At 55.9% G+C, this 24824-nt stretch carries 27 protein-coding genes and 1 tRNA gene; 7 read left to right on the top strand and 21 right to left on the bottom strand.

Annotated features, from left to right (window positions below; genetic code table 11):
• Positions 1-34: 34 nt before the first annotated feature.
• The 3 genes from ACR0JR_RS08190 to ACR0JR_RS08180 all read right to left on the bottom strand — a co-directional run bounded on the left by ACR0JR_RS08190 (position 35) and on the right by ACR0JR_RS08180 (position 3727).
• On the bottom strand, positions 35-358 hold the full coding sequence (locus tag ACR0JR_RS08190) for a hypothetical protein (protein WP_480455734.1): 324 nt from the start codon (positions 356-358) through the stop codon (positions 35-37).
• A 136-nt stretch (positions 359-494) separates the two neighbouring features.
• On the bottom strand, positions 495-2306 hold the full coding sequence (locus ACR0JR_RS08185; RefSeq protein ID WP_480455733.1) for an ABCB family ABC transporter ATP-binding protein/permease: 1812 nt from the start codon (positions 2304-2306) through the stop codon (positions 495-497).
• Between the two features lie 59 nt (positions 2307-2365).
• Entirely contained in the window at positions 2366-3727 is a 1362-nt protein-coding gene (locus tag ACR0JR_RS08180) for a LysM peptidoglycan-binding domain-containing protein (RefSeq protein ID WP_480455732.1), read from the bottom strand.
• Positions 3728-3853: 126 nt separating this feature from the next.
• Here ACR0JR_RS08180 and ACR0JR_RS08175 point away from each other — a divergent pair, with 126 nt between their 5' ends.
• On the top strand, positions 3854-4405 hold the full coding sequence (locus ACR0JR_RS08175) for an LOG family protein (protein WP_480455731.1): 552 nt from the start codon (positions 3854-3856) through the stop codon (positions 4403-4405).
• 46 nt (positions 4406-4451) lie between these two features.
• Here the strand turns inward: ACR0JR_RS08175 and ACR0JR_RS08170 are convergent, their stop codons facing one another.
• The 3 genes from ACR0JR_RS08170 to ACR0JR_RS08160 form a co-directional block, all read right to left on the bottom strand.
• Positions 4452-4904: a host attachment family protein gene (locus tag ACR0JR_RS08170; RefSeq protein ID WP_170472335.1), complete on the bottom strand. Its 453-nt coding sequence runs from the start codon at positions 4902-4904 to the stop codon at positions 4452-4454.
• Between the two features lie 356 nt (positions 4905-5260).
• A complete protein-coding gene (locus tag ACR0JR_RS08165) occupies positions 5261-6370 on the bottom strand; it encodes an HlyD family secretion protein (protein ID WP_319544864.1) in 1110 nt (369 codons plus the stop codon).
• 285 nt (positions 6371-6655) lie between these two features.
• Positions 6656-7255, bottom strand: a complete 600-nt coding sequence (locus ACR0JR_RS08160) for a superoxide dismutase (protein ID WP_170375882.1) — start codon at positions 7253-7255, stop codon at positions 6656-6658.
• Between the two features lie 101 nt (positions 7256-7356).
• Between ACR0JR_RS08160 and ACR0JR_RS08155 the strand changes: the two genes are divergently transcribed.
• The gene (locus tag ACR0JR_RS08155) at positions 7357-8124 is read left to right on the top strand and encodes an FkbM family methyltransferase (RefSeq protein WP_480455730.1); all 768 of its coding nucleotides are present in this window, start codon (positions 7357-7359) and stop codon (positions 8122-8124) included.
• Positions 8125-8233: 109 nt separating this feature from the next.
• Here the strand turns inward: ACR0JR_RS08155 and ACR0JR_RS08150 are convergent, their stop codons facing one another.
• The 4 genes from ACR0JR_RS08150 to ACR0JR_RS08135 all read right to left on the bottom strand — a co-directional run bounded on the left by ACR0JR_RS08150 (position 8234) and on the right by ACR0JR_RS08135 (position 13525).
• Complete coding sequence (locus ACR0JR_RS08150; protein WP_480455729.1) at positions 8234-8800, bottom strand: sarcosine oxidase subunit gamma; 567 nt, start codon at positions 8798-8800, stop codon at positions 8234-8236.
• Complete coding sequence (locus ACR0JR_RS08145; RefSeq protein ID WP_480455728.1) at positions 8793-11807, bottom strand: sarcosine oxidase subunit alpha family protein; 3015 nt, start codon at positions 11805-11807, stop codon at positions 8793-8795. The genes ACR0JR_RS08150 and ACR0JR_RS08145 overlap by 8 nt, the downstream gene beginning before the upstream one ends.
• Positions 11808-11874: 67 nt before the next feature.
• Positions 11875-12204: a sarcosine oxidase subunit delta gene (locus ACR0JR_RS08140; protein WP_010442021.1), complete on the bottom strand. Its 330-nt coding sequence runs from the start codon at positions 12202-12204 to the stop codon at positions 11875-11877.
• 76 nt (positions 12205-12280) lie between these two features.
• Entirely contained in the window at positions 12281-13525 is a 1245-nt protein-coding gene (locus ACR0JR_RS08135; protein ID WP_010442020.1) for a sarcosine oxidase subunit beta family protein, read from the bottom strand.
• Between the two features lie 177 nt (positions 13526-13702).
• Between ACR0JR_RS08135 and ccmI the strand changes: the two genes are divergently transcribed.
• From ccmI to ACR0JR_RS08120, 3 genes are read left to right on the top strand one after another with little or no spacing between them, the layout of a single operon-like run.
• Entirely contained in the window at positions 13703-14932 is a 1230-nt protein-coding gene (ccmI, locus tag ACR0JR_RS08130; protein WP_480455727.1) for a c-type cytochrome biogenesis protein CcmI, read from the top strand.
• Positions 14929-15393 (top strand): Holliday junction resolvase RuvX, encoded by a 465-nt coding sequence (gene ruvX, locus ACR0JR_RS08125; protein ID WP_170540741.1) that lies wholly within the window; start codon positions 14929-14931, stop codon positions 15391-15393. Before ccmI ends, ruvX begins: the two co-directional genes overlap by 4 nt.
• A 17-nt stretch (positions 15394-15410) precedes the next feature.
• Positions 15411-15644 carry a DUF1289 domain-containing protein gene (locus tag ACR0JR_RS08120; RefSeq protein ID WP_480455726.1) on the top strand — a complete coding sequence of 78 codons (234 nt, stop codon included), beginning with the start codon at positions 15411-15413 and terminating at the stop codon, positions 15642-15644.
• A gap of 499 nt (positions 15645-16143) precedes the next feature.
• Here the strand turns inward: ACR0JR_RS08120 and ACR0JR_RS08115 are convergent, their stop codons facing one another.
• The 6 genes from ACR0JR_RS08115 to ACR0JR_RS08090 form a co-directional block, all read right to left on the bottom strand.
• Complete coding sequence (locus ACR0JR_RS08115) at positions 16144-16872, bottom strand: SpoIIAA family protein (protein WP_480455725.1); 729 nt, start codon at positions 16870-16872, stop codon at positions 16144-16146.
• A gap of 36 nt (positions 16873-16908) precedes the next feature.
• Positions 16909-17694 (bottom strand): hypothetical protein, encoded by a 786-nt coding sequence (locus tag ACR0JR_RS08110; RefSeq protein WP_480455724.1) that lies wholly within the window; start codon positions 17692-17694, stop codon positions 16909-16911.
• Positions 17688-18512 (bottom strand): sulfite exporter TauE/SafE family protein, encoded by an 825-nt coding sequence (locus ACR0JR_RS08105; RefSeq protein WP_170472371.1) that lies wholly within the window; start codon positions 18510-18512, stop codon positions 17688-17690. Before ACR0JR_RS08105 ends, ACR0JR_RS08110 begins: the two co-directional genes overlap by 7 nt.
• 28 nt (positions 18513-18540) lie before the next feature.
• Positions 18541-19560, bottom strand: coding sequence for a tRNA dihydrouridine(20/20a) synthase DusA (gene dusA / locus ACR0JR_RS08100; protein WP_480455722.1), 1020 nt, complete (start codon positions 19558-19560; stop codon positions 18541-18543).
• Between the two features lie 89 nt (positions 19561-19649).
• A tRNA-His gene (locus ACR0JR_RS08095) sits at positions 19650-19726 on the bottom strand.
• Between the two features lie 47 nt (positions 19727-19773).
• Complete coding sequence (locus ACR0JR_RS08090) at positions 19774-20256, bottom strand: GNAT family N-acetyltransferase (RefSeq protein ID WP_170540757.1); 483 nt, start codon at positions 20254-20256, stop codon at positions 19774-19776.
• 78 nt (positions 20257-20334) lie between these two features.
• On the opposite strand from ACR0JR_RS08090, the gene ACR0JR_RS08085 reads away from it, so the two are divergent.
• Positions 20335-20523, top strand: a complete 189-nt coding sequence (locus tag ACR0JR_RS08085; RefSeq protein ID WP_010442011.1) for a DUF6324 family protein — start codon at positions 20335-20337, stop codon at positions 20521-20523.
• Here the strand turns inward: ACR0JR_RS08085 and ACR0JR_RS08080 are convergent.
• Positions 20520-20951 (bottom strand): MmcB family DNA repair protein, encoded by a 432-nt coding sequence (locus ACR0JR_RS08080; protein WP_170779796.1) that lies wholly within the window; start codon positions 20949-20951, stop codon positions 20520-20522. The genes ACR0JR_RS08085 and ACR0JR_RS08080 overlap by 4 nt on opposite strands.
• 102 nt (positions 20952-21053) lie before the next feature.
• Here ACR0JR_RS08080 and ACR0JR_RS08075 point away from each other — a divergent pair, with 102 nt between their 5' ends.
• Positions 21054-21797 carry a metalloregulator ArsR/SmtB family transcription factor gene (locus ACR0JR_RS08075; RefSeq protein ID WP_480455721.1) on the top strand — a complete coding sequence of 248 codons (744 nt, stop codon included), beginning with the start codon at positions 21054-21056 and terminating at the stop codon, positions 21795-21797.
• A gap of 216 nt (positions 21798-22013) precedes the next feature.
• Here ACR0JR_RS08075 and ACR0JR_RS08070 read toward each other — a convergent pair whose 3' ends face one another.
• Genes ACR0JR_RS08070 through ribB form a run of 4 tightly spaced genes read right to left on the bottom strand, consistent with a single transcriptional unit; the run spans position 22014 to position 24533 of the window.
• Entirely contained in the window at positions 22014-22319 is a 306-nt protein-coding gene (locus ACR0JR_RS08070) for a hypothetical protein (protein WP_480455720.1), read from the bottom strand.
• Between the two features lie 59 nt (positions 22320-22378).
• Positions 22379-22861 carry a transcription antitermination factor NusB gene (gene nusB / locus ACR0JR_RS08065; RefSeq protein WP_010442006.1) on the bottom strand — a complete coding sequence of 161 codons (483 nt, stop codon included), beginning with the start codon at positions 22859-22861 and terminating at the stop codon, positions 22379-22381.
• Entirely contained in the window at positions 22858-23409 is a 552-nt protein-coding gene (locus ACR0JR_RS08060; protein WP_480455719.1) for a 6,7-dimethyl-8-ribityllumazine synthase, read from the bottom strand. Before ACR0JR_RS08060 ends, nusB begins: the two co-directional genes overlap by 4 nt.
• 2 nt (positions 23410-23411) lie before the next feature.
• On the bottom strand, positions 23412-24533 hold the full coding sequence (gene ribB, locus ACR0JR_RS08055) for a 3,4-dihydroxy-2-butanone-4-phosphate synthase (RefSeq protein ID WP_480455718.1): 1122 nt from the start codon (positions 24531-24533) through the stop codon (positions 23412-23414).
• Positions 24534-24824: the final 291 nt, after the last annotated feature.

Below are 24824 nucleotides of genomic sequence, written 5' to 3'. Positions count from 1 at the left end.
CCTCGGGCTCGCCTTTTCGTTTCTGGCAGAAGTGTTATTCGACGAACGCGTATTCGCCCAGATCGCACAGGTTCAGACCATAGTCTTCAATCGATTCTCCGTCGCTGAAAACACCGCGGATGTCATAGACACAGGTGGTTAGCCCGTCCGCGATGAGGACGCCCACTTCGTAATCCGCACCCAGATAACCACCCTCAAGCAGATTGCCTTCCCAGCTGCCGGACGAGGCCGGAGACACGTTGAACTCAACCAGATCATAGCTGGTTTCGTTGATAATCAAGAATTCCAGATTCTCAGCTGCTGCCGAAGTCGCCATCATTAGTGTTGCAGCCAACACCGCCGCCGCTCGCATTTTCATAAGGTTATTCCTTGTCTTTGTTTCGGCCCGCACAGTGTCGCGGCGGCGGGTCCGCGTCAAACGGAAAACCGTATCGCAGCGACCGATTTTCTTTTAAACCGATCCGCACAATCATCAGTTGTAAGGGCCGTTGAGCTCAGGCCGCTTGGCTGTCGGATTGCTGACGGCTCCACAGCTGGGCATATCGCCCCTCATGCCCCAGCAACTCATCATGCGTGCCCTGCTCGATGATCTCACCTCGCTCAAGCACAACAATCCGGTCTGCTTCGGCAATTGTGCTAAGACGATGAGCGATAGTGATCACAGTCCGGCCCTCACCTGCACGTGCTAGAGCGTCCTTGATGTCTTGCTCGGTTTCCGTATCCAAGGCCGAGGTCGCCTCGTCGAGCAACAAGATCGGCGGGTTTTTCAGAAGCGTTCTGGCGATACCAACGCGTTGTTTTTCACCACCTGATAATTTCAAGCCACGTTCGCCGACCTTGGTGTCATACCCTTCAGGCAGACTGACGATGAAATCGTGAATCTGAGCGGCTTTAGCGGCGGCCTCAACATCCTGCTGGGTCGCCCCTTCGCGCCCATAGGCGATGTTATATCGGATCGTATCATTGAACAGGACCGTATCCTGCGGAACCACCCCGATCGAGGCATGCAGACTCGATTGGCTGACATCGCGCACGTCCTGCCCATCGATCTTCAATGCGCCGCCTGTGACGTCATAGAACCGGAACAGCAGCCGCCCAATGGTGGATTTACCTGAACCTGTCGCCCCGACAATCGCCACGGTCTGCCCGGCAGGCACCGTCAGCGACACACCCTTCAGGATTTCGCGATCCGCTTCATATCCGAAATGCACGTTTTCAAGCGTGACCTCTCCACCATCTACCTTGAGGTTTGGCGCACAAGGTTTGTCTGTCACTTCTGCCGGTTGTTCGAGCAGATCGAACATCTGCCCCATATCCACCAGTGACTGCCGGATCTCGCGGTAAACCGTGCCCAGAAAGTTCAGCGGAACCGTAATCTGGATCATGTATGCGTTGACCATCACGAAGTCGCCCACAGTCAATGATCCTTTTTGCACGCCTATGGCGGCCAGAACCATCACTCCAATCAGACCACAAGTGATCAGGAACGATTGGCCGAAATTCAGGAATGCCAGCGAATAAGCCGTCTTCAGCGCAGCCTGGGCATAGCCTTTCATCGAGATATCATAGCGTTCTGCTTCGCGCATCTCGGCATTGAAATATTTAACCGTTTCAAAGTTTAGAAGGCTGTCGATGGCGCGCTGATTGGCTTCGGTATCCTGATCATTCATCTCGCGCCGCAACTTCACGCGCCATTCAGTCACCGCAAATGTGAACCAAATATAGAGCGCGATCGTCACCGCGACTACGACCAGATACCAGACATCAAACAGCCACAGCAGTATGACCGACACCAGAAGCAGTTCCAGGATCAGTGGCCCAATCGAGAAGAGCAGAAAACGCAAAAGGAATTCAACGCCCTTCACCCCGCGCTCGATAATTCGGCTGAGACCACCCGTGCGCCGCGTCACGTGATAACGCATCGAAAGCTGGTGAATATGCTGAAACGTCTCAAGCGCCAACGCCCGCAACGCCCGTTGACCAACTGGTGCAAACAACGCATCCCGCAATTGCTGGAACCCGACGGTCATCATGCGGGCAACCCCATAGGCAACCGTCAAACCAATCGCACCCAGCGCAATCGGTGGCACGCCCTCACCCGCCAGTCCATCCACTGCGCCCTTATACAGAATCGGTGTATAAACAGCGATCAGCTTGGCCAGCACCAGCATCGCCATCGCCCAAACCACACGGCGTTTGACCCATGGCTCATCTTCAGGCCAAAGATAGGGTGCTACCTTGCGGATCGTGCGCCAGCCTGAACGTTGTTCGTCCGGCTCGGATTGAATCGCGGATGGTTGCCTCATCACGTACCTTAACTGCGGTCAGAGATAGCCCTGGCCCGGTGTTGGGCCAGTGGTCTTTTTTACTCAGGGATAGTGAAAATCTGCCCTGGATAGATCAAGTCAGGATCACGGATCGAGTCCTTGTTGGCCTCAAACAGCTTAACGTACAACACACCATCTCCGAACCTATCCCGAGAAATCGCCCAAAGTGTATCGCCCTTTTGAACCGTGACGGAGCGGATCGCAGGAGTTCCCGCCGGGGTTTCACCCGCTTCGGTTGTTTCGGCTGCACGCAGAGCCTCGACGGGCTCGCGTTTGAACGGAGTCTCTAGCCGACTGACAACTGTCCCATCTGGAGCAACCTCATCCACACGTAGGGTGTAAACGCCGGGATCTATACCCTCGACCTCACCACGCCACTGTCCATCCGTTGCAGGCTCAAGGTCAGCAACAAGCTTGTTGTCCAGATACAGGCGCACTGCAGATCCGTCCTGAGCGCGCCCTGTCAACTCCACATCGCCAACGTCTGAATACCCGATCGTGTCCAATGCGATCTGTTCCGGCGGTGTGTCCAGCACGGTGGGCGGTTGCACGAGTTCAACACCTTCTTCGCCCGAGCGCAGGATCGCGACTTGTTGATCAGGCACGTCAACTGTTTCGGACTGTGTTTCAGTCGCGGGCGCAGCCTGGTCTGCGGGCGGCGAAACGGTGCCAGCAACCTCGGGTTCATTTTCTTCGGTCTCGGCTTCGTCGGTTGCTTGCTGATCGTTTGTTTCGGTGACCACGGTCTGCGCCTCAGCAACTTCTTTGACCGGCTCATCGGCAGAAGGCTCTGACTCGACCGGAGGGACCGGTTCAGGCAGCGCCGCGATCAGATAGTCATCTGACCGGCTGGTACTTTCTCCACTCCGGGTTTCAAGAACCAGCCCGCGAGCGTCGTCTGCAAATGGGATCGATACGAATTCAGCGAACTGGCCGCTTGCGTCGACAGTAAAGCGATGAATAATTTCACCGTCGAGCAGAACGTTGACCTCAGCCCCTGGTTCGGCGCTACCGGACAACAATCCGTTTCCATCGGATTCGACAAAAATCTGATCCAGCACCGGCGCCGCCAGAACCGGGGTTTCCGGCTCTTCTCTCTCTTGCACTTGCTCTTCTTCGATTACAGCGGCTTGCTCGGTGCTCTCGACGGGCGTAGCAGGCGCAGGTTCGCTAGCTTCTGTCGTCTGTTCATCCGGCTGGATATCTGCAGGTTCCTCGGCTTCCTGCTTAGCTGTTACGTTCGGTTCGGATGTTTCAACTGCTTCTGGCTCGGCCAGTTCCTGAGGTCGGTCGAACAGACCTGACAGATATAATCCGCCCGCAACGAGCACCACAACGATCCCGGCGACCAGACCCCATATGAAGGTACCAGAACCTCCGCTTCCCGATTTGGCGTTCATTCTTATCCTTTCACTCCGCCCGGTACTTGGCCAATTTGGCACACATTCCCAGGAGCGGTTGAGCCAACCTATCAATCCCGCTATCACGGGTCAAAACCCCTAACACAAGAGCAGAGAGCCCAACCCATGTCTCAGAAATCGGTCTGTGTGTATTGCGGGTCACGCAATGGAGTGAATCTCGCCTACTCCGCCGCCGCCCAAAACTTTGGGACCATACTGGCCAAAGAAGGTTGGCGGCTAGTCTATGGAGCCGGAGATGTGGGTCTGATGGGCGAAGTAGCCCGTGCGGCACAGGCGTCTGATGGTGATACTTTTGGAGTGATCCCTGTCCACTTGTTGCAACGCGAAGTTGGTAAAACTGACCTAACCCGCTTTGTCGTGACCGAAACGATGCACGAACGCAAGAAGGTCATGATCATGAATGCCGATGCCGTTGTGGTCTTGCCTGGCGGACCTGGTTCATTGGACGAGTTGTTCGAAGCTCTGACATGGCGGCAGTTGGGTCTGCATAACAAACCTATTCTGGTGATGAATGTAGATGGCTACTGGGACGCGCTGCATACATTGCTGGAGCAACTTATTGGTCAAGGCTTTGCCGACGCTTCACTGGCAGAGTTTATTACCTGGGTCACCACGCCTGAGGCAGCGATGTCCGAACTTCGTCGATTGCTGAATTAAAAAGACGGTAATCGGGCGGTGTGAACCGCCCGCAGATCACCTCTCTTCAGGCAGGTTTGGCCAATCGAGTCCTGAGTATCTGTTCAACCTTGTGCATCGGATGGTTGGTCAGCGTCTTATCAACTTCTGCTACCACCTTAGCGAGCACTTTGCTGTGCAATCTGCGACGCAACAGGCCCAAAACATGCGGACTAGCCACTAACACCAGGCGTTTGTATGCACCCTTCAGGCCCTTACGATTCAGTAGATTTGCCACATCCTGCACGAACAAGGACTTGGCGTGAGCCCTCCATGTGTCCTCTTCCACGGCGGATTTCTGGTTGGGGCCGATATCAGACCTGCGCCCAGCCCGATCCGTCGGCTTTGCTGTTACGGTGTCTTGTTCCTCAACTGAAACGACAACCAGATTGGGATCTTGCGCGTCGGTGATATTTTCCATCACCAGAGCCTTCTCCCCGTCTGCGATGATGACCCATGTTCCCTGCTCAAGTGCTGCCATAATGGTCTCCTTCAAAGGTTAAGGTGCCGATCCCTCGCCCAGCGGCCATGGTTTCAGTTTCGCGCGAATGAAGACATCCACGCACAACAACCTTGTTTTTCAATTGTTTGGCGGTTCTCTCCCTCCGCCTGTCTTAGCTAGGCACTGTGAGGTGTAGTACAATACGCGTTCAGATTAATTCGAATTTATGAGCGGGAATTTACCGGCAAATTAACTCGCGGCGAAAGGGTCATGAAATTAGCGGAGACAGCCGATCAGCACTTTAGGAGCCATATTTGCGAAAATTCAACGTCTGCATTGCAGACAAAGCTGCCTAATAAAACCAAGAAAAATGTAGGTATACGAAAGCCTACAATTTACAGATAGTTCAGCTGTTTAGTTACCCAGAACAGGATTTCTGCGAGAATTCCAATTGCGCCTGCTTTTTCAGTCATGACCAATGCTGTTCCTGATGTTCCAAAGGGTAGAGATTCAAAATCGGGATCTTGGGCCAACTCGATCAGCACAGTGTAGCTTGAAATACCGGCTAGTTCTCTAATTGAAGGAAGGCCTGCACGTAGATCAAGTGTCCCCTCGGCTGACCCGACCGGCATATCGACAATCACGCCAGAGAACTCAACGCCCGGCTGTGTTCGCAGCGCCAGCCTGATCTCGTCTCCGATTTGAACGTTTTGACGACTGGATTGCGGGAGGGAAGCTATAATGACAAAATCCAATGGATCAATAAAGGTTATTGCGCCTTGGAATGTAGTGGCTCGGTTTCCAGGTCTTAGCGTGACGGCAGAGACGACTCCATTTCCGGGTGAATGAACCTCTGTTTCAGCAAGGCTCCATTTGGCCTGTTCCAGCGCCATTTCAGCTTCGACAACTGCGGCGTCTCTTCCGTCAATCGAAGCAGAAATTCGGCGCTCCAGCCCCTTCTTTCTCGCTTCAGCTGCTCGGATATTCGCGGTCAGTTGATCAATCGTCGCAACGGCTTCTTGAAGTTGAAATGTTGTCGAGGCACCACGCTCTTCCAATTGGATAATGTCGTCACGCCTCTGTTGTCCGAAGAGAAGCTGGGCATTCAAAGACTCGATTTCAGCCTCTGCGGCTTCTAGATCGGTCAGCAGCTGGTCGGCCGAGGATTTCGCTGTTTCAAGAGAAGCCTCAAGGCGTGATACTTCAGTGGCAAATACTTCAGGATCGATTTTGAAGAGTAAATCACCTTCACTGACCGATTGATTGGCTTCCACAGCCACCTCGACGACAGTTCCGGACACGTTGGGTGCGATGTTCGTCTCAATTCCCTTAACTGAAACTGGCCCTGTGGGTGTTGTGTGATTGAGTGCTCCAATCACGACCAGTGCAATTACAGCTGCGCCACCGTAGGCCACCGTTTTCCAGAACCCGTTCCACGGGAGAAACTCAAGTTTAGAAAACACCAACCAAATTATGCCGAAGTACAGACCTAGGACGATGAGCATTAATTAACCTCCGAAAACACGCCAACGCACTATAGCATTAAGAAAGCGTAAAAAATCGGCCAATTGGTCATAGACGGCCAACACAACATTGCAATTTTTTCAATTCCATCAACTTCCCTGAGGCAAATCTGGGCCAAGACTTCCAAAAAGTCCGCTTCGGGCTCAAAGAGGTCATTAAAACTAAATAGAATTGCCGACTTCTAGCCAGTCCTGGATAAATAAACAAAAAAGGCCTACTCACTTTCGCAAGCAGGCCTCTAAGAAGGTCACTCTCCGATCAACCGATCACATCCGCGAGGCGACGTTTTCCCAGTTCACCAGGTTGTCGAGGAAGTTCGACAGATACGCCGGACGCTTGTTGCGGAAGTCGATGTAGTAGGAATGTTCCCATACGTCACAACCCAGCAGTGCGGTCTGACCAAAGCACAGCGGGTTCACGCCGTTCTCGGTCTTTGTGACAGCCAGCGAGCCGTCGGAATTCTTGACCAGCCACGCCCAGCCCGAACCGAACTGACCAGCACCGGCAGCGCTGAACTGCGACTTGAATTCGTCAACCGAACCGAAGCTTTCGGTCAGAGCCTTCTCCAGCTCGCCGGGCATGGCATTGCCGCCTGGGCCCATCATCTCCCAGAACTGGTTGTGATTCCACAGCTGGCTGATGTTGTTGAAAATACCGTTCTGCGCGACGGCGTTTGCGTCGTAGGTGCCAACGATGATCTCTTCCAGCGACTTGCCGTCCCACTCGGTGCCGGCGATCAGCTTGTTGCCGTTGTCGACATAGGCCTTGTGGTGCAGGTCGTGGTGATATTCCAGCGTTTCCGCGGACATACCCTTGGCTGCCAGCGCGTCATGTGCATAAGGAAGATCAGGAAGTTCAAAAGCCATGTCGGCCCCCTGTTGAAAATGAATGTTGCGGTTCCAAAGGTTAAATGCTTTGACAGCCGCCGCAGGTCAAGGCCCGCGACACAAAAACCCGGAGGTCCGCGATGCTGACACAGGCGCGCAAAATGTTCTATCGCGCCCGCGGATACTATGCGGGCAACCTGAACGGTGAGCGCTTTCGTCTGGACCCCTACCACTCGAAATTCTGGCGCAAGGCATCAGCCGGGGAGTGGGAACCCGAGACATTTTCGGTGCTGGACCAATATCTGTCGCCCGAACAGGACTATCTTGATATCGGTGCATGGATCGGCCCCACGGTCCTCTATGCCGCGCGCCGCGCTCGCCATGTGTGGTGTTTTGAGCCTGACCCAGTAGCTTACCGCCATTTGGTCTGGAACCTAGAGCTGAACGACATCCGAAACGTATCAGCCTTCAGCATCGCCTTGTCAGATGGGTTTGGAGTGACACGAATGGCTTCAGCGCACGGAGAGGCAGGCGATTCAACGTCATCATTGCTCCACGAAGGAAGCCATGGCACTGACGCACTTACCATCGGTTGGGACCAATTTTCTGAATCCGTCGACCTGACTGATGTCTCTTTGGTCAAAATGGATATCGAAGGCGCTGAATTTTCGGTCCTGCCTTCTATGCTGCCTTGGTTAGAAAAAGATAACCCTGCGCTGTTTCTCTCAACGCACGCACCTTATCTGAGCGCAGACAACCGCAGCGCGGCCATGAAAAAACTATCGGAAGACCTGGCTTTCTATCGCCAATGCCACGACCCACACACAGGCGAAACCGGCGAGTCTGCCCTCACGGGCCAGCGTGCACTCACTCAGTTCCCGACATTCCTGTTCAGCACTAACCCCTGAGACCCGAACCAGAGATCCGGCCTTCATCTAAACAGAAATACCCTGGGAGTGAGGCCGCAGGCCGAGGGGGCAATGCCCCCTCACCCGCATATCATCAGGCGATCAGGGCTTAATAAACCCCGACCTCACTGCCGGGCTGCGCCGCAACCTTAAGCAATTTGAACGCATAATCCGCCGCAGAGCGGAAGCAGACGATGCGGAAAGTCTCAGCGTCGTCCATCCAGAAGGCACCTGCCACCTGCGCCAAACGCGAACGGCGGATCTGGCCGGGTTGGAATGCCTCGGCCGACAGCTCAACCGGAGCCAGCTTGCCCAATACCTCGCGCGCGTTCGCGCCCGAAACGCGGAATACGGCCCGCGCGTCGGAGACGTTGACCGCCAGCGCGTGCGTACCGCTTAGCGCGTTGGTCATCGCGGCCAGTTTGGCCTCGACCTCGGCATAAGGCACAAGCACCAGCAATTCGTCGGTGGACATCCAGCAAACACCGGTGTCGCCATTCACAAACGCTTCACGCTGACCGGGCACTTTCTGCCCGGTGGCGTCTTTGACAGACTTAGCCAGTACCTTATCCGACAGATCACCGCGCAATGTGATCATGCCCTGCAGGCCACATTCCTCGATCTTGGCGATGCCATCATATGAGGCGTGGTTCAGTGCGCTGATGGGTTCAGACATTCTGCTTCTCCCCGTCCTTGTCATAGAAGATCGGGTCCACGATCTTGGCCTTGTAGGTTTTGCCGTCAGTGCCCGGGAACTCGACGACTTCGCCCAACCGGTCGGGGCCGTGTTTGATCAGGCCCATGGCGATGCCTTTGCCCAGATTAGCCGAGTAGTAGGTCGAGGTTACGCGCCCGATCATGTTGCGCTGACCGTTCGCATTCACGCCCTCGCCCACCGCATAGGCACCGTCCGGCAGAACCGATCCATCCACAGTCTCAAGACCGACTAATTTCCAGCGTTCTGGATCGGCCATATGGCTGCGCGAATGGGCACGTTTTCCGAGATAGTCCTCTTTCTTCTTCGACAGAGCCCAGTGCAGCCCCAGATCCTGCGGGATCACGGTGCCGTCGGTCTCATCGCCGATCATGATAAAGCCCTTCTCGGCCCGCAGGATGTGCAGACATTCGGTGCCGTAAGGCATCACGCCGAATTCCTTGCCTGCGTCCATCAGAGCATCCCAGAACGCCTGCCCCTGAGAGGCGGGAACCGCGATCTCATAGGACAGCTCGCCAGAGAACGAGATGCGGTAGGCCCGCGCGTCGAACGCGCCGATCTTGCCATCGCGCCATTCCATGAACGGCAGCGCCTCTTTCGATAGATCCATGCCACCCAGCTTTTCCAGCACCTTGCGAGCGTTCGGACCTACCACGGCGACCTGCGCATATTGCTCGGTGACGTTCGCGACGTAGACCTTCCAGTCCCACCACTCGGTCTGAAGCCACTCTTCCATGTGACCATGGATACGCTCCGCACCACCTGTGGTGGTGTGGCACAGCCATGTATCTTCGTCGATCCGTGCAACAACGCCATCGTCGATCAGGAAACCATTTTCCGAACACATCAGGCCGTAGCGGCATTTGCCAACCTTCAGCGTAGACATCATGTTGGTGTACATCATGTCCAGGAACTTACCTGCGTCGGGGCCTTTGACGATCAGCTTGCCCAGCGTTGAGGCATCCAGCAGACCGAGATTTTCGCGGGTGTTCTTCACCTCGCGATTCACCGCGTCATGCACGGACTCACCGGGACGCACATAAGCATACGTCCGACGCCAATGACCGACCGGTTCCCAATCGGCACCGTTCTTGTCGTGCCAATTGTGCATCGGCGTCTGCCGGATCGGCTGGAACACGTCACCGCGCGCTTCGCCACCAATCGCACCCATCGAAATGGGCGTGTATGGCGGGCGGAAAGTAGTGGTTCCCACTTTCGGAATCTCGGACTCAAGCGCATCAGCCAAAATTGCTAAGCCATTGATATTACTAAGCTTACCCTGATCCGTCGCCATACCCAGAGTGGTATATCGCTTGGTGTGTTCAACACTCTCGTAGCCTTCGCGTGCTGCTAGCTGCACATCAGAGACTTTGACGTCATTCTGAAAGTCCAGCCATGACTTCATGCGCAGCTGAATCTCTGCGTTGGCAGGCATGAGCCAGACGGCTTCCATCGCAGCTTCTTCGGTGGTTTCACCGACAGGAGTCTTGGTGTTCTTGGGTTTGAAGCCCGCTGCTTTGGCGGCTGCTTTACCTGCCGCATGTGCATCAGTCAGCACCTCGGCCAATGCCAGTGGTCCGTTCGACGCCCCAGCTGCAACGACGAACCCTTCACCATTGGCACCCAGGGGCGGACGCGCCGGGTCGGGACGGAAATGGGCTTGGACCTCATCCCAGATCAGCTTGCCACCACAATGCGACCACATGTGAACAACCGGAGACCAGCCGCCCGACATTGCAACCGCATCACAATCAACCTCTTCGCGCGCGCCGCCGATGCCGTTCTGGTTGCAAAGCTCGACCTTTTTCACGCGCTTGCCGCCTTTGACCTTTGCAATCGCCTTGCCCGGATCAACACGGATGCCCAGCTGTCGCGCCTCTTCTGCCAACGGACCTGCGGTATCGCGCGCATCGACCACGCGCAGTACATCCACACCTGCCTGCTTCAGAATTATCGCCGTCCGATAAGCATCGTCATTGTTCGTCGCAACGATGACCCGCTCACCCGGTGCCACACCCCAGTTTACCAAATAGTCGCGCATTGCTGCGGCCAGCATCACACCTGGTACGTCATTCCCAGCGAAGGAAAGCGGTCTTTCGATTGCCCCGGTCGCCGTAAGCACCTGTTTGGCGCGGATCCGCCACAGACGGTGACGTGGCCCCTGGGTGCCGGGCTTGTGGTCGGTTAGGCGTTCGTATCCCAACACATAGCCATGGTCATAGACTCCTGCCCCCATGCAGCGGTTGCGCATGGTGACATTGTCCATTGTTTCGAGTTCGGAAACTAATTGTTCCACGAACTTATCCACAGGCTCACCGCCGACAGTTCCACCATCAACCGGGGCGCGACCGCCCCAATGGGCGGTCTGCTCGATCAGCAACACCTTGGCACCCGACTGCGCAGCCGTTTTGGCCGCTTGCAGACCTGCGATACCACCGCCAATCACCAGAACATCGGTGAAAGCATAGAAGTGTTCGTAGGTGTCCGCGTCCTTGGTTTCCTTATCCGGCGCTTTGCCCAATCCCGCCGACTGACGTATGAAAGGTTCATACACATGTTTCCAGAACGGCTTCGGGTGGATGAACATCTTGTAATAGAAACCGGCCGGCAAGAACCGCGACAGATGCGTGTTGATTGCACCAATGTCGAACTCAAGGTTCGGCCAGTGGTTCTGCGACACCGAGGTCAGACCATTGAACAGTTCGGTCGTGGTCGCGCGCTGGTTCGGTTCGAAGCGGCTGCCCTGCCCCAACCCGACCAGAGCGTTAGGCTCTTCCGCGCCGCTGGCAACGACGCCGCGCGGACGGTGATACTTGAATGACCGGCCCATCATCATCTTGTCATTTGCCAGCAGAGCCGAGGCAAGCGTGTCGCCTTCGTAACCCTGCATCGAGGTGCCATTGAAGGAAAAGTTGACCGGTTTCGACCGGTCGATCAGCCGGCCTTGTTTTGCGAGACGGGTGCTCATAGTGCGGACCTTTCGCGGGTGGAGGCGTCAGAGCCTCCGGCGGGAGTATATTTGAAAAGATGAAGCATCAGGAGAACTCTCTCCACGTCCATCCAGGACGTTTTGCGGTGATGGCGTCTTTGATTTCTTTTGGCGGCTCGGTGGTCTGGGCGGAATAGGTCCCGAACACTTCGAGCGATTGGGTGCAACGGGCGGCGTGGAACCACTTGCCGCAACCGTTGGCGTGGCGCCAGCGTTCGAAATGAACACCCTTGGGGTTTTCACGCATGAACAGGTAGTCATGGAATTCGTCATCAGACGAACCAGGGCCAAAGCGCTTCAGATGCGCCTCGCCACCAGCAGCCAATTCAGTTTCTTCGGCGTCGACGCCGCAATAGGGGCAATTTAGGATCAGCATATGTTCATCCTTTTGGCGGTTGGTCGACAACTTGGCCGACCAGAAATCTAATCAGTGGCGCGTTTGGGCTGTACCCCTAGTGCGCAACCCCGGCGGCGACGCTTTCGTCGATGAAGCGGCCCTCTTTGAAGCGGTCGAGCGAGAAGGCTTCAGTCAGCGATGAGTGGCCGGTCGCCATCAGCTGTGCCATGCCCCAGCCGGATCCCGGGATCGCCTTGAAGCCTCCGGTGCCCCAGCCACCGTTAATAAAGCAACCCTGTAACGGCGTCTTCGACAGGATTGGAGACCGATCGCCGGTCATGTCGACGATACCGCCCCACTGGCGCAGCATCTTGAGGCGAGAGATCATCGGGAAGGTCTCGACCAGCGCGCGGACGGTTTCCTCAATGTGGTGGAACGAACCGCGTTGGGTGAAGTTGTTATAGGCATCTGTACCGCCACCGATCACCATCTCGCCCTTGTCGGACTGAGACATATAACCATGCACCGTGTTGGCCATGACGACCACATCCATGCAGGGTTTGATTGGCTCGGACACCAGCGCTTGCAGGGCTACGGCCTCGAGCGGCAGACGAAATCCCGCCATCTCGGCCAGCTGACCGGAATGGCCCGCAACTACGATTCCCAGCTTGTCACAATCGATGGCACCCTTGGTGGTGTCGACACCGACAACGCGGCCATTTTCCTGACGCACGCCGGTAACTTCGCACTGCTGGATGATGTCCATACCCATTGCGGAACATGCACGTGCATAGCCCCACGCCACGGCATCATGGCGCGCGGTGCCGCCACGCTCCTGCCAGAGCCCGCCCAGAACCGGATAGCGCGGGCCTTCCAGATTGATGATCGGCACCAGCTCTTTCACGCGCTCGGGTCCAATCCACTCGGTCTGAACACCCTGCAGCGCATTCGCATGCGCGGTGCGCTGATAGCCGCGAATCTCGTGCTGAGTCTGCGCCAGCATTATCACGCCGCGCGGGCTGAACATGATGTTGTAGTTCAACTCCTGGCTAAGATCCTCGTACAAGCCGCGCGCCTTTTCATAGATCGCCGCCGAAGGGTCCTGCAGATAGTTCGAACGGATAATGGTCGTGTTCCGGCCCGTGTTGCCACCGCCCAGCCAGCCCTTCTCGATCACCGCAACATTCTGAATGCCGTAGTTCTTCCCGAGATAGTAAGCAGTTGCCAGACCATGCCCGCCTGCACCGACGATGATAGCGTCATAGCGCTTTTTCGGTTCAGGAGAACGCCAGGCGCGTTCCCACCCGGTATGGTAGCGCAGCGCTTCGCGCGCCACAGCAAAGGCTGAGTAGTGTTTCATGAGCGAATCCGTTCGGTCTTCGATGATTGGCGCAGATATGCCGTGCATTGACATATTAGCCCTGCCGCACAACGTCGCAATAATGCACTATTGCGACATGACCGCCCCTAGCGGCCATTTGTCCCTTTTTTCCATGCGCAGACAGGTCTAAGTCAGGGCAACCATTTTGGAGGGACCATGTCGTTTTGGGTTCTCATCTTCCTGATTGCACTGCTCATCGCCGTTTTTTTGGGTTACACCATGCTGCGCGGTCGTCGCGACTCGGGCCCTACCGCCGCCTATGACCTGCGCGTCTATCGCGAGCAGCTGACAAGCGTTGATCGAGACTTGGCGCGCGGGGTTATCGCAAAAGCCGATGCCGAACGCGTGCGCACGGAAATCGCTCGCCGAATCTTGGCGACTGATGCGCAGATGCGCGGCGAGGCTGAAAGTACAGGACCATCACCAACAGTCACTGTCGTGGCCTTCGTCGTCATGGCGGCCATACTGATTGGTGGAGCGCTGGCAATGTATCGCCAACTGGGTGCGGCCGGATTTCCAGATATGCCACTTTCGGCGCGGTTGGAAATGGCAGAAGAACTGCGCGAGAACCGGCCTGGCCAGGCAGAAGCCGAGGAATTGGCAACGCCGGTGCAAGCACCGCCACTGGACGAAAGTTACGAAAACCTTCTGAATCGATTGCGCGAAACAGTGGCCGTACGACCGGATGATCTGCAAGGGCAAACTCTGTTAGCGCAGCATGAGACCAATGCCGGAAACTTTAAAGCAGGTTATGAGGCGCAGGCGCGAGTAATCGAGCTGTCGGGTGAAAGCGCACCGGCACAAGCTTATTCCGATCAGGCCGAGATGATGATTCTGGCCGCTGGTGGTTATGTCTCTCCCGAAGCGGAGGAGGCATTGCGATACGCGCTCGAGCGAAATCCAAGATTGGGTCCTGCGCGATATTATTGGGGACAAATGCTGGCGCAGACCGGACGACCAGATATGGCCTATCGGGTTTGGGTGGATACATTGCGCGACGCACCTGCAGGTGCGCCTTGGGCAGACGCCATTCGTGCCCAGATCGACGATTTGGCGTTTCGCGCAGGGGTATTCAACGCGCCGGATCTGTCTGCAACGCCAGCGGCACCAGGTCCCAGCCAGGAAGATATGGACGCTGCCGCCGAGCTATCGCCCGAAGAACGTCAGGACATGATACGAGGAATGGTGGATCGGCTTTCTGAACGGCTGGCCAGCGAAGGTGGATCGCCCGAGGAATGGGCGCGACTGATCGCAGCCTTAGGCGTATTGGGCGAAGCGGCGCAGGCGTTAAAAATTCGTGACGAGGCTGTTGCAGTTTTCGCGGGTAACGATCAGGCGTTGCAAATGATCGACGCTGCATCAGTTCAGGCTGGTATCGCACAATGATCCACGATGCCTTCGAGGAATTCGCCGCCGCCCTTTCACCGATGTCGGCCCTCATGGGTCTGGATCTGGGCGAGAAAACCATTGGAGTTGCGGTGTCCGACCGAATGCGTGGCGTTGCGACTCCGCTTGAAACCGTTCGTCGTAAGAAATTCACGCTGGATTCCGCGCGTTTGATCGAGATCGTGACCGACCGTGAGATTGGCGGTATTGTCTTGGGGCTGCCCCGCAACATGGACGGCAGCGAGGGACCAAGATGTCAGTCCACGCGTGCATTTGCCCGTAATCTGGCACGTTTAACCGAGCTGCCCATCGGGTTCTGGGACGAACGGCTTAGCACGGTTGCGGCAGAAAAAGCACTGTTGGAGGCGGATACGACACGAAAACGTCGCGGACAGGTTATCGATCACGTCGCCGCCGGCTATATCCTGCAAGGGGCGCTTGACAGACTGCGCTTTCTTTGACGGATCGGATATCGCCAATGACGAATATGGTTTGGAAACGGAACGAGGTCGAAAGCCCTTGCATCCAGATCTGCGTCGTTCACCCGACCGAGCGTATCTGCACTGGTTGCTATCGTACAATTGACGAGATCTCGCGCTGGTCCAAAATGAATAGCAGCGAACGGGCCGAGATTATGCAAGACCTTCCCGAACGCAAACCGCGTCTGGCCAGGCGTCGTGGCGGGCGTGCCGCACGTTTGGGCAATTCATAAAGCTAGATGTCAGAGTTTAGGGTTCTGAGTTGGTGGCAATTCTTGGAGCACATTTCGGTCTCGTAATTCTGCGCTGAACAATTCGACCAATTCAGCCCGATTTGCCGCTTGTTTCAAGTTTTTGCGCGCTTCATCTGGGACACTGCTGACTCGAGGTCGATCCGACCTTTCCCAAATCAAAATTCGGTTCAAAACTGAGCGGAGTTTCATCTTAGGGCCAGATCGATAAAATAGCCGCGCCGCTGTGGTTCAGACCCGAACTCTGAGGGGGTAGAAGAGCCCGGAGACCGAAGGTCGAGTGAGTGGCAGCCCACAGCGGCGCGAAACAGTTTTCACCCTTCCCTCGCAACATGGGAAAGATTAAGTGCACACTTTATTTTTTTGACCAGCCAGTCAATAAAAACGTACTCGATAGCCTGCATTCCGTTACGTCACCTTGGAAAAGATCAATTTGGCGCCGGTCAAGGCATTGTTTCTAATAGCTATTACTTGAGCAAGCTTACCCTGCCGCAAGCCAGGTTTTCGCATTTTCGAACTCTTCTGCAGGAAAATACTGTGTCCGGGTCCCCAATACGTGACTGGCCATGCGTTGCGCCATCTTTTGCCAGCTCTTATCGCCAACAATCGCTGCACGGTCCAACATACCGATATGACCAGCGGCCAACCGAAAATGCGCCGCCATCGCAGTAAGCCCTTGCCAGCCATCAAATTCGCGCAGATCGATCAGGAGACGAAATCCGTCGCGTTCACGTAACATTGCATCCAGGTCGGATTGCGCCTGACCGTATTCTTCAGAATCAAGCTTGCCCATCAGACTAATCTGAACACACGACCCACCAAGATCGGTCACATGGATCGCCCCGAGAGACTCACGCATCCAGCGGCGCGCCTCTTCCACTTCATCCATCCCAAAAACCTGCACAGGGCACGGAAGTATGGGGGCGGCCAATCGGATACTTGTCTGAACCCAACCTTGATCGGCGACAACCCCGATCCGATCAAAACCACGCCAATGACTGAGCCCCAGCTTGGTATCGGACCATGCCGCGCCGAGGTCGTATCCTTTGAACTCGGGCGTTGCGATCGCCAGCAGGCGAACCGAATCGTTATCCTCAAGCGCCGCCTCGATTGCGGGCACCAATGTGGCGGCGTAATCCGCGCTTGTCACCTCGCCTGAAAGCTCCACTTCGATCAGCGCACCATCAGAGTTTGTATGAACTGTAATCATCTAAATCATCCTCCAAAGCCAAATAATGGCAGGAGGTTACGGAGTTTCCAGCCATTGTGCCACACCGCCCGGCAACTCGGGACGGAAATAGGCGATCATCCGTCCATCAGGCCCGGCATTCGCATCAGCGCCCCATGGGGCAACACCATGCAGACAGTGACGATGCAACAGATAGGCCTCACCCGGCTGTGCAGGCAGTTCAATCCGCCGACAGTTTTGAAACACCTCCAGTCGGGCAGCCTGATAGGTATCCGTGATATCAGTGTTGGCCAATTCGCCCGAAGAGACATCTTTCAGCACGTTGCGGAACGCTGCACCAAGTATTTTATGGCTACCATCCCAAACCACCATGGGTGAGGCATCACATGACGCTTCTGTCAGCGGAATGCCCAATATCCAGGCATGCGGTTCATCCACGTGCCGTCGCCGGTCTGGTCCCGATGGCTTCAATCCATCCACATGCGCAGCATCGCGATTGGCGCGATATCGTGCGGCGGCTTCACTTTCACCCCGGCGGGGCTGAGGATACCCAGGATAAATGACCGATACCTGCGCCTTATGCAGGTCGATCACCCCGAATTGTCGATACGCAAATTCTATTGCCGTGCCGGACAACGCAGGCGACCCTTCCACCCTGCCCTGCGCGTCGTTTTCCAGCGCGTCCACACCGATGAACCAAGTCCCCTCGCAATCATGCCAGATAGAATGTAGCGGATCGTCGATCGCCTTGCGGGCCGCAGGCAGAACCTGCGCCACCCACTGGGCGAGTGCTGCATCATGAGAAAACCTGACCCAACCGCGGTTGTAAAAGGCGTCTACCATCCCAGTGCCTTGCGCAGCATATTCAACGCCACGAGCGTAAGGAACACCGCGAATACGCGTCTAAGCGGTTTCGGGTCCATCGCATGAGCAAGCTTTACGCCCCATGGCGCAGTGATCATGGTCATGGCCACAACGATACTGAAAGCCACAAGATTGACCGCTCCAATGGTCAGAGGCGGGCGATGCTCAGGTGCGATGTTAAGAAACAGAAAGCCCAGCACCGATGGCACTGCGATGATCACGCCAAATCCAGCGGCGGTCGCAACTGCGCGATGGATCGGAGTGTTGTATAGGCTCATGAGTGGGACACCAAAGCTGCCCCCGCCGATCCCCATTAAAACCGATAGAAATCCGACCGAGGGGGACAAGGCGGCACGGCGCAAACCTTTGGGCATCGCGTCCCCCAGCCTCCATTCGGATTTACCCAATCCCAGATAGGCTCCGATGACCATTCCAAGAATACCGAATAGCGCCTGCAACAACTCTGTTCTCAGCGCCGAAGCCACTAGGACGCCGATAACCGCTCCAGCCGCAATGCCCGGACCCCAACTGCGCAAAATATCCCAATCAACCGCACCTTTTTTGTTGTGGCTCAGCACCGAACGGACGGAGGTCACTATTATAGTCGCCAGCGAAGTTGCCAGACACAATTGCATCAACTGTGGGCCGCCATATCCAAGTGTTTGAAACGCATAAAAGAAAGCAGGCACAAGCACGATACCGCCCCCAACGCCCAACAAGCCGGCCAAAACCCCTGCGAAGGCACCAATTACAAGCAATAGCCCCAGCATCTGGGCCAGCAACATCGTATCCGGCATCATCCCTCCAAATCAGCCAAGGGCCGTGTCAAACCGCCTGCTCTACCGATGCATTCGACACAATCGAATCCAGAGCCCGCAGGATCACCTCAGGCCCTGCATTTTCGCGCACTGCGCCCTCAGATAGCATCCGTCGCCACCCCCGCGCACCCGGACGTCCTGCGAACAGACCCAGCATATGACGTGTGATCTGGTGCAATCGCCCACCACCGGCAAGATGGGCTTCGACATAGGGCAACATTTTTTGAACCACGTCCATCGGATCTGCAATCTGGCCGATTCTAAAAATCAGCGGATCTGCTCCGGCCAGAATATCCGTTGGCTGATGATAGGCCGCGCGCCCGATCATGACGCCATCAAGCCCTGCGTCCAGTTGCTCCTGCGCCTGTGCCAGCGATGTAATTCCGCCGTTGATCGAAATGTGAAGGTCGGGAAAATCTGCCTTCATCTGATGAACCAGTTCGTAGTCAAGCGGAGGGATATCCCTATTTTCCTTAGGGCTTAGCCCTTGCAGCCATGCCTTTCGAGCGTGAATTGTGACACGTTCACATCCCGCCGCTTTGATTTGCTCAAGGAAAACGGGCAGCACCTCTTGAGGGTCTTGCTCATCAACGCCGATCCGGCACTTTACAGTGACTTCAGCCTCCACGACCTCTCGCATTGCCGCAACACATTCCGCAACACGCTCAGGTTCGCGCATCAATACGGCGCCAAACGTGCCCGATTGCACACGGTCGGACGGGCAGCCACAATTCAAATTGATCTCATCATACCCAGCCTCGGCCCCCAACTTAGCAGCCAGTGCCAACTCGCTTGGATCGGACCCACCCAACTGAAGCGCGATTGGATGTTCCTGGGGGCTGTATTCAAGCAAATGCAACGCCCCGCCCCGAACTAAAGCGGGTGCCGTCACCATTTCGGTGTACAACAGCGTTCGCGAACTCAGCAGGCGATGCAGAAACCGACAGTGACGATCCGTCCAGTCCATCATGGGGGCGACAGAAAGGCGGGCGGCAGTGCGGGTTTCTGAAAACTTAGCGTCCGGCATGTCTCAACTACACCTCTAGAATGCGGTTTATGGCAAGCGCCGGATCACCCCCGAGACCTTATTCGGCAATCGATGCAAGTCCGGGGAAATGGTACCGCCTCCCTGGCTTGAACAGGGGACCTCTGGATCCACAATCCAGCGCTCTAACCAACTGAGCTAAGGCGGCACTCGTGAGGGGCGATTTAGCGAAGGCGTGCGAGGATTGCAAGGGGATTAAAGCCGAATTCGCCAGCTTTGTTCCACCAGATCGACCCCAAAAGAATGTACCGGCTTGCTGTCTGTAAGCTGCCATCCAAACGAGCGGTAAAGCCCGCAGGCCGCAGCGTGGCTTTCATGAGTCCAAAGCGCCATTTCACGATATCCCGCGCTGCGCGCAAAGCCCATGCAGGTGGTCAAAAGACGCTTGCCAAGCCCCAGCCCGCGAGCTTCGGGCACCAGCAAAAACAAGCGCAGCTTGGCAGTGTGATCGTCCTGCGTGACACAGAATATACTTCCAAGTCGCTCACCTGCGCGCTCGGCAATCCAACCGCATTCGCGTTCCGAGTTACTATTGGCAATAAAATCCTCAAGAATTCGCGCCACCAGAGGGGCGAAAGTCTCGTCGAACCCCTCATCGCGGGCATACAGCGCACCGTGACGTTCCACCAGCCACGCGGTGTCATCTGGACGAAAGGGCCTAAGGTTGATGTCATCCATTCCCTATCTGACCCTATAGCCCGCTTGATTCTCAACCCGTTGCACGCTAGCACCAAGGCTGAATTCCCGGAGGCACAAATGGGCATCAACACCGAACGTGAAATCGAAGCGAACCTGCAGATCGGCCCCACCGATCAGGGTATGGTGCGTCTGTTTATTGAAGGTTCCGGTATTGAGATTCCGATGGATTTTGACCCGGAAGAGGCCGAAGAAATCGCCGAGGAAATCCGCGCCGCTGCTCAGGCAGCGCGGGCAGTCAGCAGTTAAAGTCGCGGATCACGCAGCGTATGCAGCCTGCGGGCTGCGTCTGCAGCAAATTTCTGGATCATCTTCTTTCTTCGCGCCGGGGCCACTTTGCTTTCCGGGCTCATTCGGATGATCTCGGCATCATATGCGTCTGCAATAATCAACCCTGTGTCTTCAGGCAGCAAATCGGTCGGAAAGTCAGTGTCTACCGCCCAAAAGAATCGATCACACCATTCCAGATAGCCCTGCCACTTAGAGTCTGACTGATAGTCAGCCCGACTGGATTTGCACTCTATCACCCACAGCTCGCCCTTTGGGCCCAAGCCCATCACATCGACGCGCAGACCCCGTGCCGGTACAAATTCCTCAATTGAAACATAGCCATGGGTTAACAAATGTCGCGAAACACCGCGTGCGAGTTTTTGTCCAGGTTGTAGATCGAGTGTCATACCTAAAATGTGAACAATTAGTGAACAAAAATCAAGCTCTTGACATGATACCATTTGGTATCTCATTAATATGGTACCTAATGGTATCATATGGAGTGTACCATGGACCCGAAGATTCAAAACGCGTTCCGGGCGCTTGCTGACCCTACCCGTCGGGACATTGTGCAGATGTTGGCGGCCAAGGACATGACGATCGCACAACTCACCGAACGCTTCAACATGACACGGGCGGCGGTCAAAAAACACCTGACTGTTCTGTCAGATGGCGGTCTGATTACGGTCGAAGCAAAGGGCCGTGAACGCATTAATCGGCTTGAACCCAAGGGGATGGCCCCTGTTCTGGACTGGCTCAGCTATTTTGATCGGTTCTGGGACGACCGCCTTTCGAACTTAAAAGAAGCGATAGAAAGGAATAAAAAAGTGACCAATGCCGTATTGCAAAAGACCATATTCTTGCGGGCTGAGCCCGAAACTGTTTGGGCTTACCTAACCGAACCTGACCGTCTGGCAGAATGGTTCCACAAACCCGAACAACCTTTGGCAGCGGGTAAAAAGCTTGAGATGTTCGGGACGACCAGCGGTGATCTTCTGATCTGGGGTGAAGTGCGTGAGGCGCGCCGCCCGGAATATCTGGAATACACATTTACCGTCAAACCGATGGGTAACGCCGTGAGCGTGGTCAAATGGACCTTGGAACCGGTCCCGGGCGGTACACGCCTTGGCTTGTTGCACGAAGGGCTACCACAAGGGGTTGACGCCTTTGGCCTGATCCTTGCACTGGACAACGGCTGGGACGAACATTTCGGTAAGATGCGCACAGCACTGCACGAAACTGTTGATGCATAACCCCTTGTGCGAACCCGCTTCACGCCCTACTTAAGCGCTTGGCGGGTTCTGCCCTTCTCGTGCACGGCAGCATTCCGGTGGCCTTAAGCAATTCCGAGGGAGCTGGCTCTGTTCAGGTCCTGGCCTGATTACCTGGCGCCCACCTGTATACACAGGTCCTCGGGAATCAAAGCCCCACGGTTGACTGGTGGTCCCGCCACATTTTCCCTTTTCAGATCAATGATCTGATCGCACTTCCTGTTTGACGACTACAGGTCGGAAATTGTGGACAACAGCTGATCCGCCGCGCGGCCCCTGGGGTTTTTCTGCCATGCTCATGATCTTGTAGGCGAACTGAACCCCTGCAAATACGATCCCGTTCATAAACCAGATCATCACCAATGCGATCAGTCCGATCTCTGACCCTGTAATCAGGTGGCGCAGGTTGGCAACGTTCATCGCCAGAAGCACCCCGACAAAAACAGCCGAGATGGCAAAGCCCCACGCAACTTGAGTGATATACAGTCGGACCAGTTTGGGCATGGTGAACCTCCTTGCGCTCTGCCTTTCAGGCTAGCGCAAATCTGTTCCGGGTAAAGGCGTCAGAACGCCTCGGGCTGAGCTTCGCGCGCCATGTGATCCAGCACAGCGTTGACGAATTTGGGTTCTTTACCTTCGGGGAAGAATGCACGGGCCACGTCGACAAATTCAGTGATGACGACTTTGGGCGGTGTGTTGCTTTGGGTCAGCTCCGCTCCGGCGGCTCGAAACAGGGCGCGCAGGGTCGGATCGATGCGAGCTATGGGCCATTTCGCCACCAGCGCGCGATCCGTCATTTGGTCGATCGGCGCCTGATAGTTCACGGCGTCATCCACCAGTTTGCGGAAGACGCTGATATCGCCATCCAGCATTTCTTCGCCTTCATAGACGGCGCCAAAACGGTGATCCAGAAACTCGGTTACGACTGCTTCAGTCGTCTGACCCGATTGCTCCATCTGGAATAACGCCTGCACGGCATAGAGGCGTGCGGCGGATTTCATTAGGCGTTTCTGGTTGGCCGGTTTCGGCGCGTCTGTCTTGGTCATGCGGTTGTGGATCCGTTGCTGTCGCCCGCCACAAGGATGGACTCGGACGGCGGCTTAAAGCCCACGCCCTTTTTGGAAGAGCCCCACTTACGGCTGAGCGCGATCAGATGCAAGGCCGCAGCGGCGGCTCCGCCGCCTTTATTCATCTTTTCAGGGTTTGCGCGAACTTCGGCCTGATCGTCATTCTCGACCGTCAGAATGCCATTGCCGATGCACAGGCCCTGCAGGCCCATCAGCTGGATAGCACGGCTCGAGTCGTTGCAGACTGTTTCATAATGCGTGGTCTCGCCGCGAATGACACAGCCCAGCGCGACATAGCCGTCAAAATTGCACTGACGGTCGGCCATGGCTATAGCAGTCGGAATTTCCAACGCGCCGGGAACTTCGACAACCTCGCAGGTACCGCCAGCCGCCTCGATCTCGGCTTTGGCACCTGCAATCAGGCTGTCGGCAATCGCGCGATAGAAAGGAGCCGCCACAATTAGCAACTTCACCGGTTTATCGAATGTCGGCGTCGGCAGGATACCATGTTTGTCTTGTTCAGCCATTTTCAGTCTTCCTTGAGGATCGAGCGGGTTCCGACAATGGACAGCCCAAAGGCGTCGAGCCCCAGATATACAGTTTCGGGTGAATCAGTCAGCAACACCAGTTCCTGAACACCCATCTTGGATAGAATCTGCGCACCCAGGCCGGTTTGCTTGATAGTCCGCGGACCTTCATCTTCGGCAGCATAGAGAGAATTGCGGGGCTGGCGGAAAAGGCAAACGACGCCGCGCCCCTCTGCGGCGATCTTCTCCATCGCGCAAGGCAGCTCGCGCGAGGATTTCGGGCCGAGCCCCAGAATATCCGGTGCTTCATGCAAAGCATGGGTCCGAGTCAGCACCGGCTCGGGCGTGGTGATATCACCCTTGATCATGACAACATGTTCGATGCCATGGGTCTGATCGGTAAAAATCCGCATCTCCCAGTCGCCACCGTATTCCGAGGTCACCGTCTCACGCGAGGTTTCGACGACCAAATTATCATTACGCGAGCGATAGCTGATAAGGTCGCTGATTGTCCCAATCTTCATGTCATGCTCTTTGGCGAACTCTACCAAATCAGGCAGGCGCGCCATGGTGCCGTCGGGGTTCATGATCTCACAGATCACTCCCGCTGGCTTCAACCCGGCCAGACGCGAGATATCCACTGCCGCCTCGGTATGACCCGCGCGCACAAGTACCCCACCGCGCTTGGCACGCAACGGGAACACATGGCCCGGTGTCGCAATATGTGCCATCGTGTTTTGCTCGTTGATCGCGGTCGCGACGGTCAGCGCGCGGTCAGCGGCGGAAATACCAGTGGAAACTCCCTCGCGCGCCTCAATCGAAACGGTGAACGCCGTCTCGTGACGTGATGAATTGTTAACGGCCATCATCGGCAGCCCAAGATGATCAATCCGTTCTGCTGTCATGGGCAGACAAATCAGCCCGCGCCCATGGGTGGCCATGAAGTTGATGGCATTCGCGTCGGCAAATTCTGCAGCAATTACGAGGTCGCCCTCATTCTCGCGATCTTCGTGATCGACAAGAATGTACATCCGGCCTTTGCGGGCCTCTTCGATGATGTCCTCAATCGGGCTAATCGCCTCGCGCAACTGGGCCTCAACCGGTCCGGGGGTTTCAAAGCTCATGGGGTAAGCCTTTCGCATGGCAGGTTTGCTGGCGAAATAGACCACGTGCGCGTCAATGACCAGCCCGTATGCGCTCCGGTTTGTGCGATCCGCCCTTGGCATTGGAATGTGCAACAAGTAATTCAATCTAAGACGGGCGTAAAAACTGGCCACTGCGGGTGTATATATGCCTGTTTCGATACGCCGATATTGTTGCCATTTTCTGAACCTTTGAGGGGCAAATGTAGGCTTTGTCCACAAATTGCCGCAATCAAGCCCTCGGAATGCCCGATATCAAAGGCACCTAAAACT

The organism is Ruegeria sp. AA3 (assembly GCF_056542905.1).
Note: the sequence above shows the minus strand (reverse complement) of the source record. Positions and strands in the feature narration are given on the sequence as shown.

Excerpts from the sequence above, each read along its gene's own strand:
- ACR0JR_RS08190 (WP_480455734.1), bottom strand. The coding sequence starts at position 358 with ATGAAAATGCGAGCGGCGGCGGTGTTGGCTGCAACACTAATGATGGCG.
- ACR0JR_RS08185 (WP_480455733.1), bottom strand. The coding sequence starts at position 2,306 with ATGAGGCAACCATCCGCGATTCAATCCGAGCCGGACGAACAACGTTCA.
- ACR0JR_RS08180 (WP_480455732.1), bottom strand. The coding sequence starts at position 3,727 with ATGAACGCCAAATCGGGAAGCGGAGGTTCTGGTACCTTCATATGGGGT.
- ACR0JR_RS08175 (WP_480455731.1), top strand. The coding sequence starts at position 3,854 with ATGTCTCAGAAATCGGTCTGTGTGTATTGCGGGTCACGCAATGGAGTG.
- ACR0JR_RS08170 (WP_170472335.1), bottom strand. The coding sequence starts at position 4,904 with ATGGCAGCACTTGAGCAGGGAACATGGGTCATCATCGCAGACGGGGAG.
- ACR0JR_RS08165 (WP_319544864.1), bottom strand. The coding sequence starts at position 6,370 with ATGCTCATCGTCCTAGGTCTGTACTTCGGCATAATTTGGTTGGTGTTT.
- ACR0JR_RS08160 (WP_170375882.1), bottom strand. The coding sequence starts at position 7,255 with ATGGCTTTTGAACTTCCTGATCTTCCTTATGCACATGACGCGCTGGCA.
- ACR0JR_RS08155 (WP_480455730.1), top strand. The coding sequence starts at position 7,357 with ATGCTGACACAGGCGCGCAAAATGTTCTATCGCGCCCGCGGATACTAT.
- ACR0JR_RS08150 (WP_480455729.1), bottom strand. The coding sequence starts at position 8,800 with ATGTCTGAACCCATCAGCGCACTGAACCACGCCTCATATGATGGCATC.
- ACR0JR_RS08145 (WP_480455728.1), bottom strand. The coding sequence starts at position 11,807 with ATGAGCACCCGTCTCGCAAAACAAGGCCGGCTGATCGACCGGTCGAAA.
- ACR0JR_RS08140 (WP_010442021.1), bottom strand. The coding sequence starts at position 12,204 with ATGCTGATCCTAAATTGCCCCTATTGCGGCGTCGACGCCGAAGAAACT.
- ACR0JR_RS08135 (WP_010442020.1), bottom strand. The coding sequence starts at position 13,525 with ATGAAACACTACTCAGCCTTTGCTGTGGCGCGCGAAGCGCTGCGCTAC.
- ccmI (WP_480455727.1), top strand. The coding sequence starts at position 13,703 with ATGTCGTTTTGGGTTCTCATCTTCCTGATTGCACTGCTCATCGCCGTT.
- ruvX (WP_170540741.1), top strand. The coding sequence starts at position 14,929 with ATGATCCACGATGCCTTCGAGGAATTCGCCGCCGCCCTTTCACCGATG.
- ACR0JR_RS08120 (WP_480455726.1), top strand. The coding sequence starts at position 15,411 with ATGACGAATATGGTTTGGAAACGGAACGAGGTCGAAAGCCCTTGCATC.
- ACR0JR_RS08115 (WP_480455725.1), bottom strand. The coding sequence starts at position 16,872 with ATGATTACAGTTCATACAAACTCTGATGGTGCGCTGATCGAAGTGGAG.
- ACR0JR_RS08110 (WP_480455724.1), bottom strand. The coding sequence starts at position 17,694 with ATGGTAGACGCCTTTTACAACCGCGGTTGGGTCAGGTTTTCTCATGAT.
- ACR0JR_RS08105 (WP_170472371.1), bottom strand. The coding sequence starts at position 18,512 with ATGCCGGATACGATGTTGCTGGCCCAGATGCTGGGGCTATTGCTTGTA.
- dusA (WP_480455722.1), bottom strand. The coding sequence starts at position 19,560 with ATGCCGGACGCTAAGTTTTCAGAAACCCGCACTGCCGCCCGCCTTTCT.
- ACR0JR_RS08090 (WP_170540757.1), bottom strand. The coding sequence starts at position 20,256 with ATGGATGACATCAACCTTAGGCCCTTTCGTCCAGATGACACCGCGTGG.
- ACR0JR_RS08085 (WP_010442011.1), top strand. The coding sequence starts at position 20,335 with ATGGGCATCAACACCGAACGTGAAATCGAAGCGAACCTGCAGATCGGC.
- ACR0JR_RS08080 (WP_170779796.1), bottom strand. The coding sequence starts at position 20,951 with ATGACACTCGATCTACAACCTGGACAAAAACTCGCACGCGGTGTTTCG.
- ACR0JR_RS08075 (WP_480455721.1), top strand. The coding sequence starts at position 21,054 with ATGGACCCGAAGATTCAAAACGCGTTCCGGGCGCTTGCTGACCCTACC.
- ACR0JR_RS08070 (WP_480455720.1), bottom strand. The coding sequence starts at position 22,319 with ATGCCCAAACTGGTCCGACTGTATATCACTCAAGTTGCGTGGGGCTTT.
- nusB (WP_010442006.1), bottom strand. The coding sequence starts at position 22,861 with ATGACCAAGACAGACGCGCCGAAACCGGCCAACCAGAAACGCCTAATG.
- ACR0JR_RS08060 (WP_480455719.1), bottom strand. The coding sequence starts at position 23,409 with ATGGCTGAACAAGACAAACATGGTATCCTGCCGACGCCGACATTCGAT.
- ribB (WP_480455718.1), bottom strand. The coding sequence starts at position 24,533 with ATGAGCTTTGAAACCCCCGGACCGGTTGAGGCCCAGTTGCGCGAGGCG.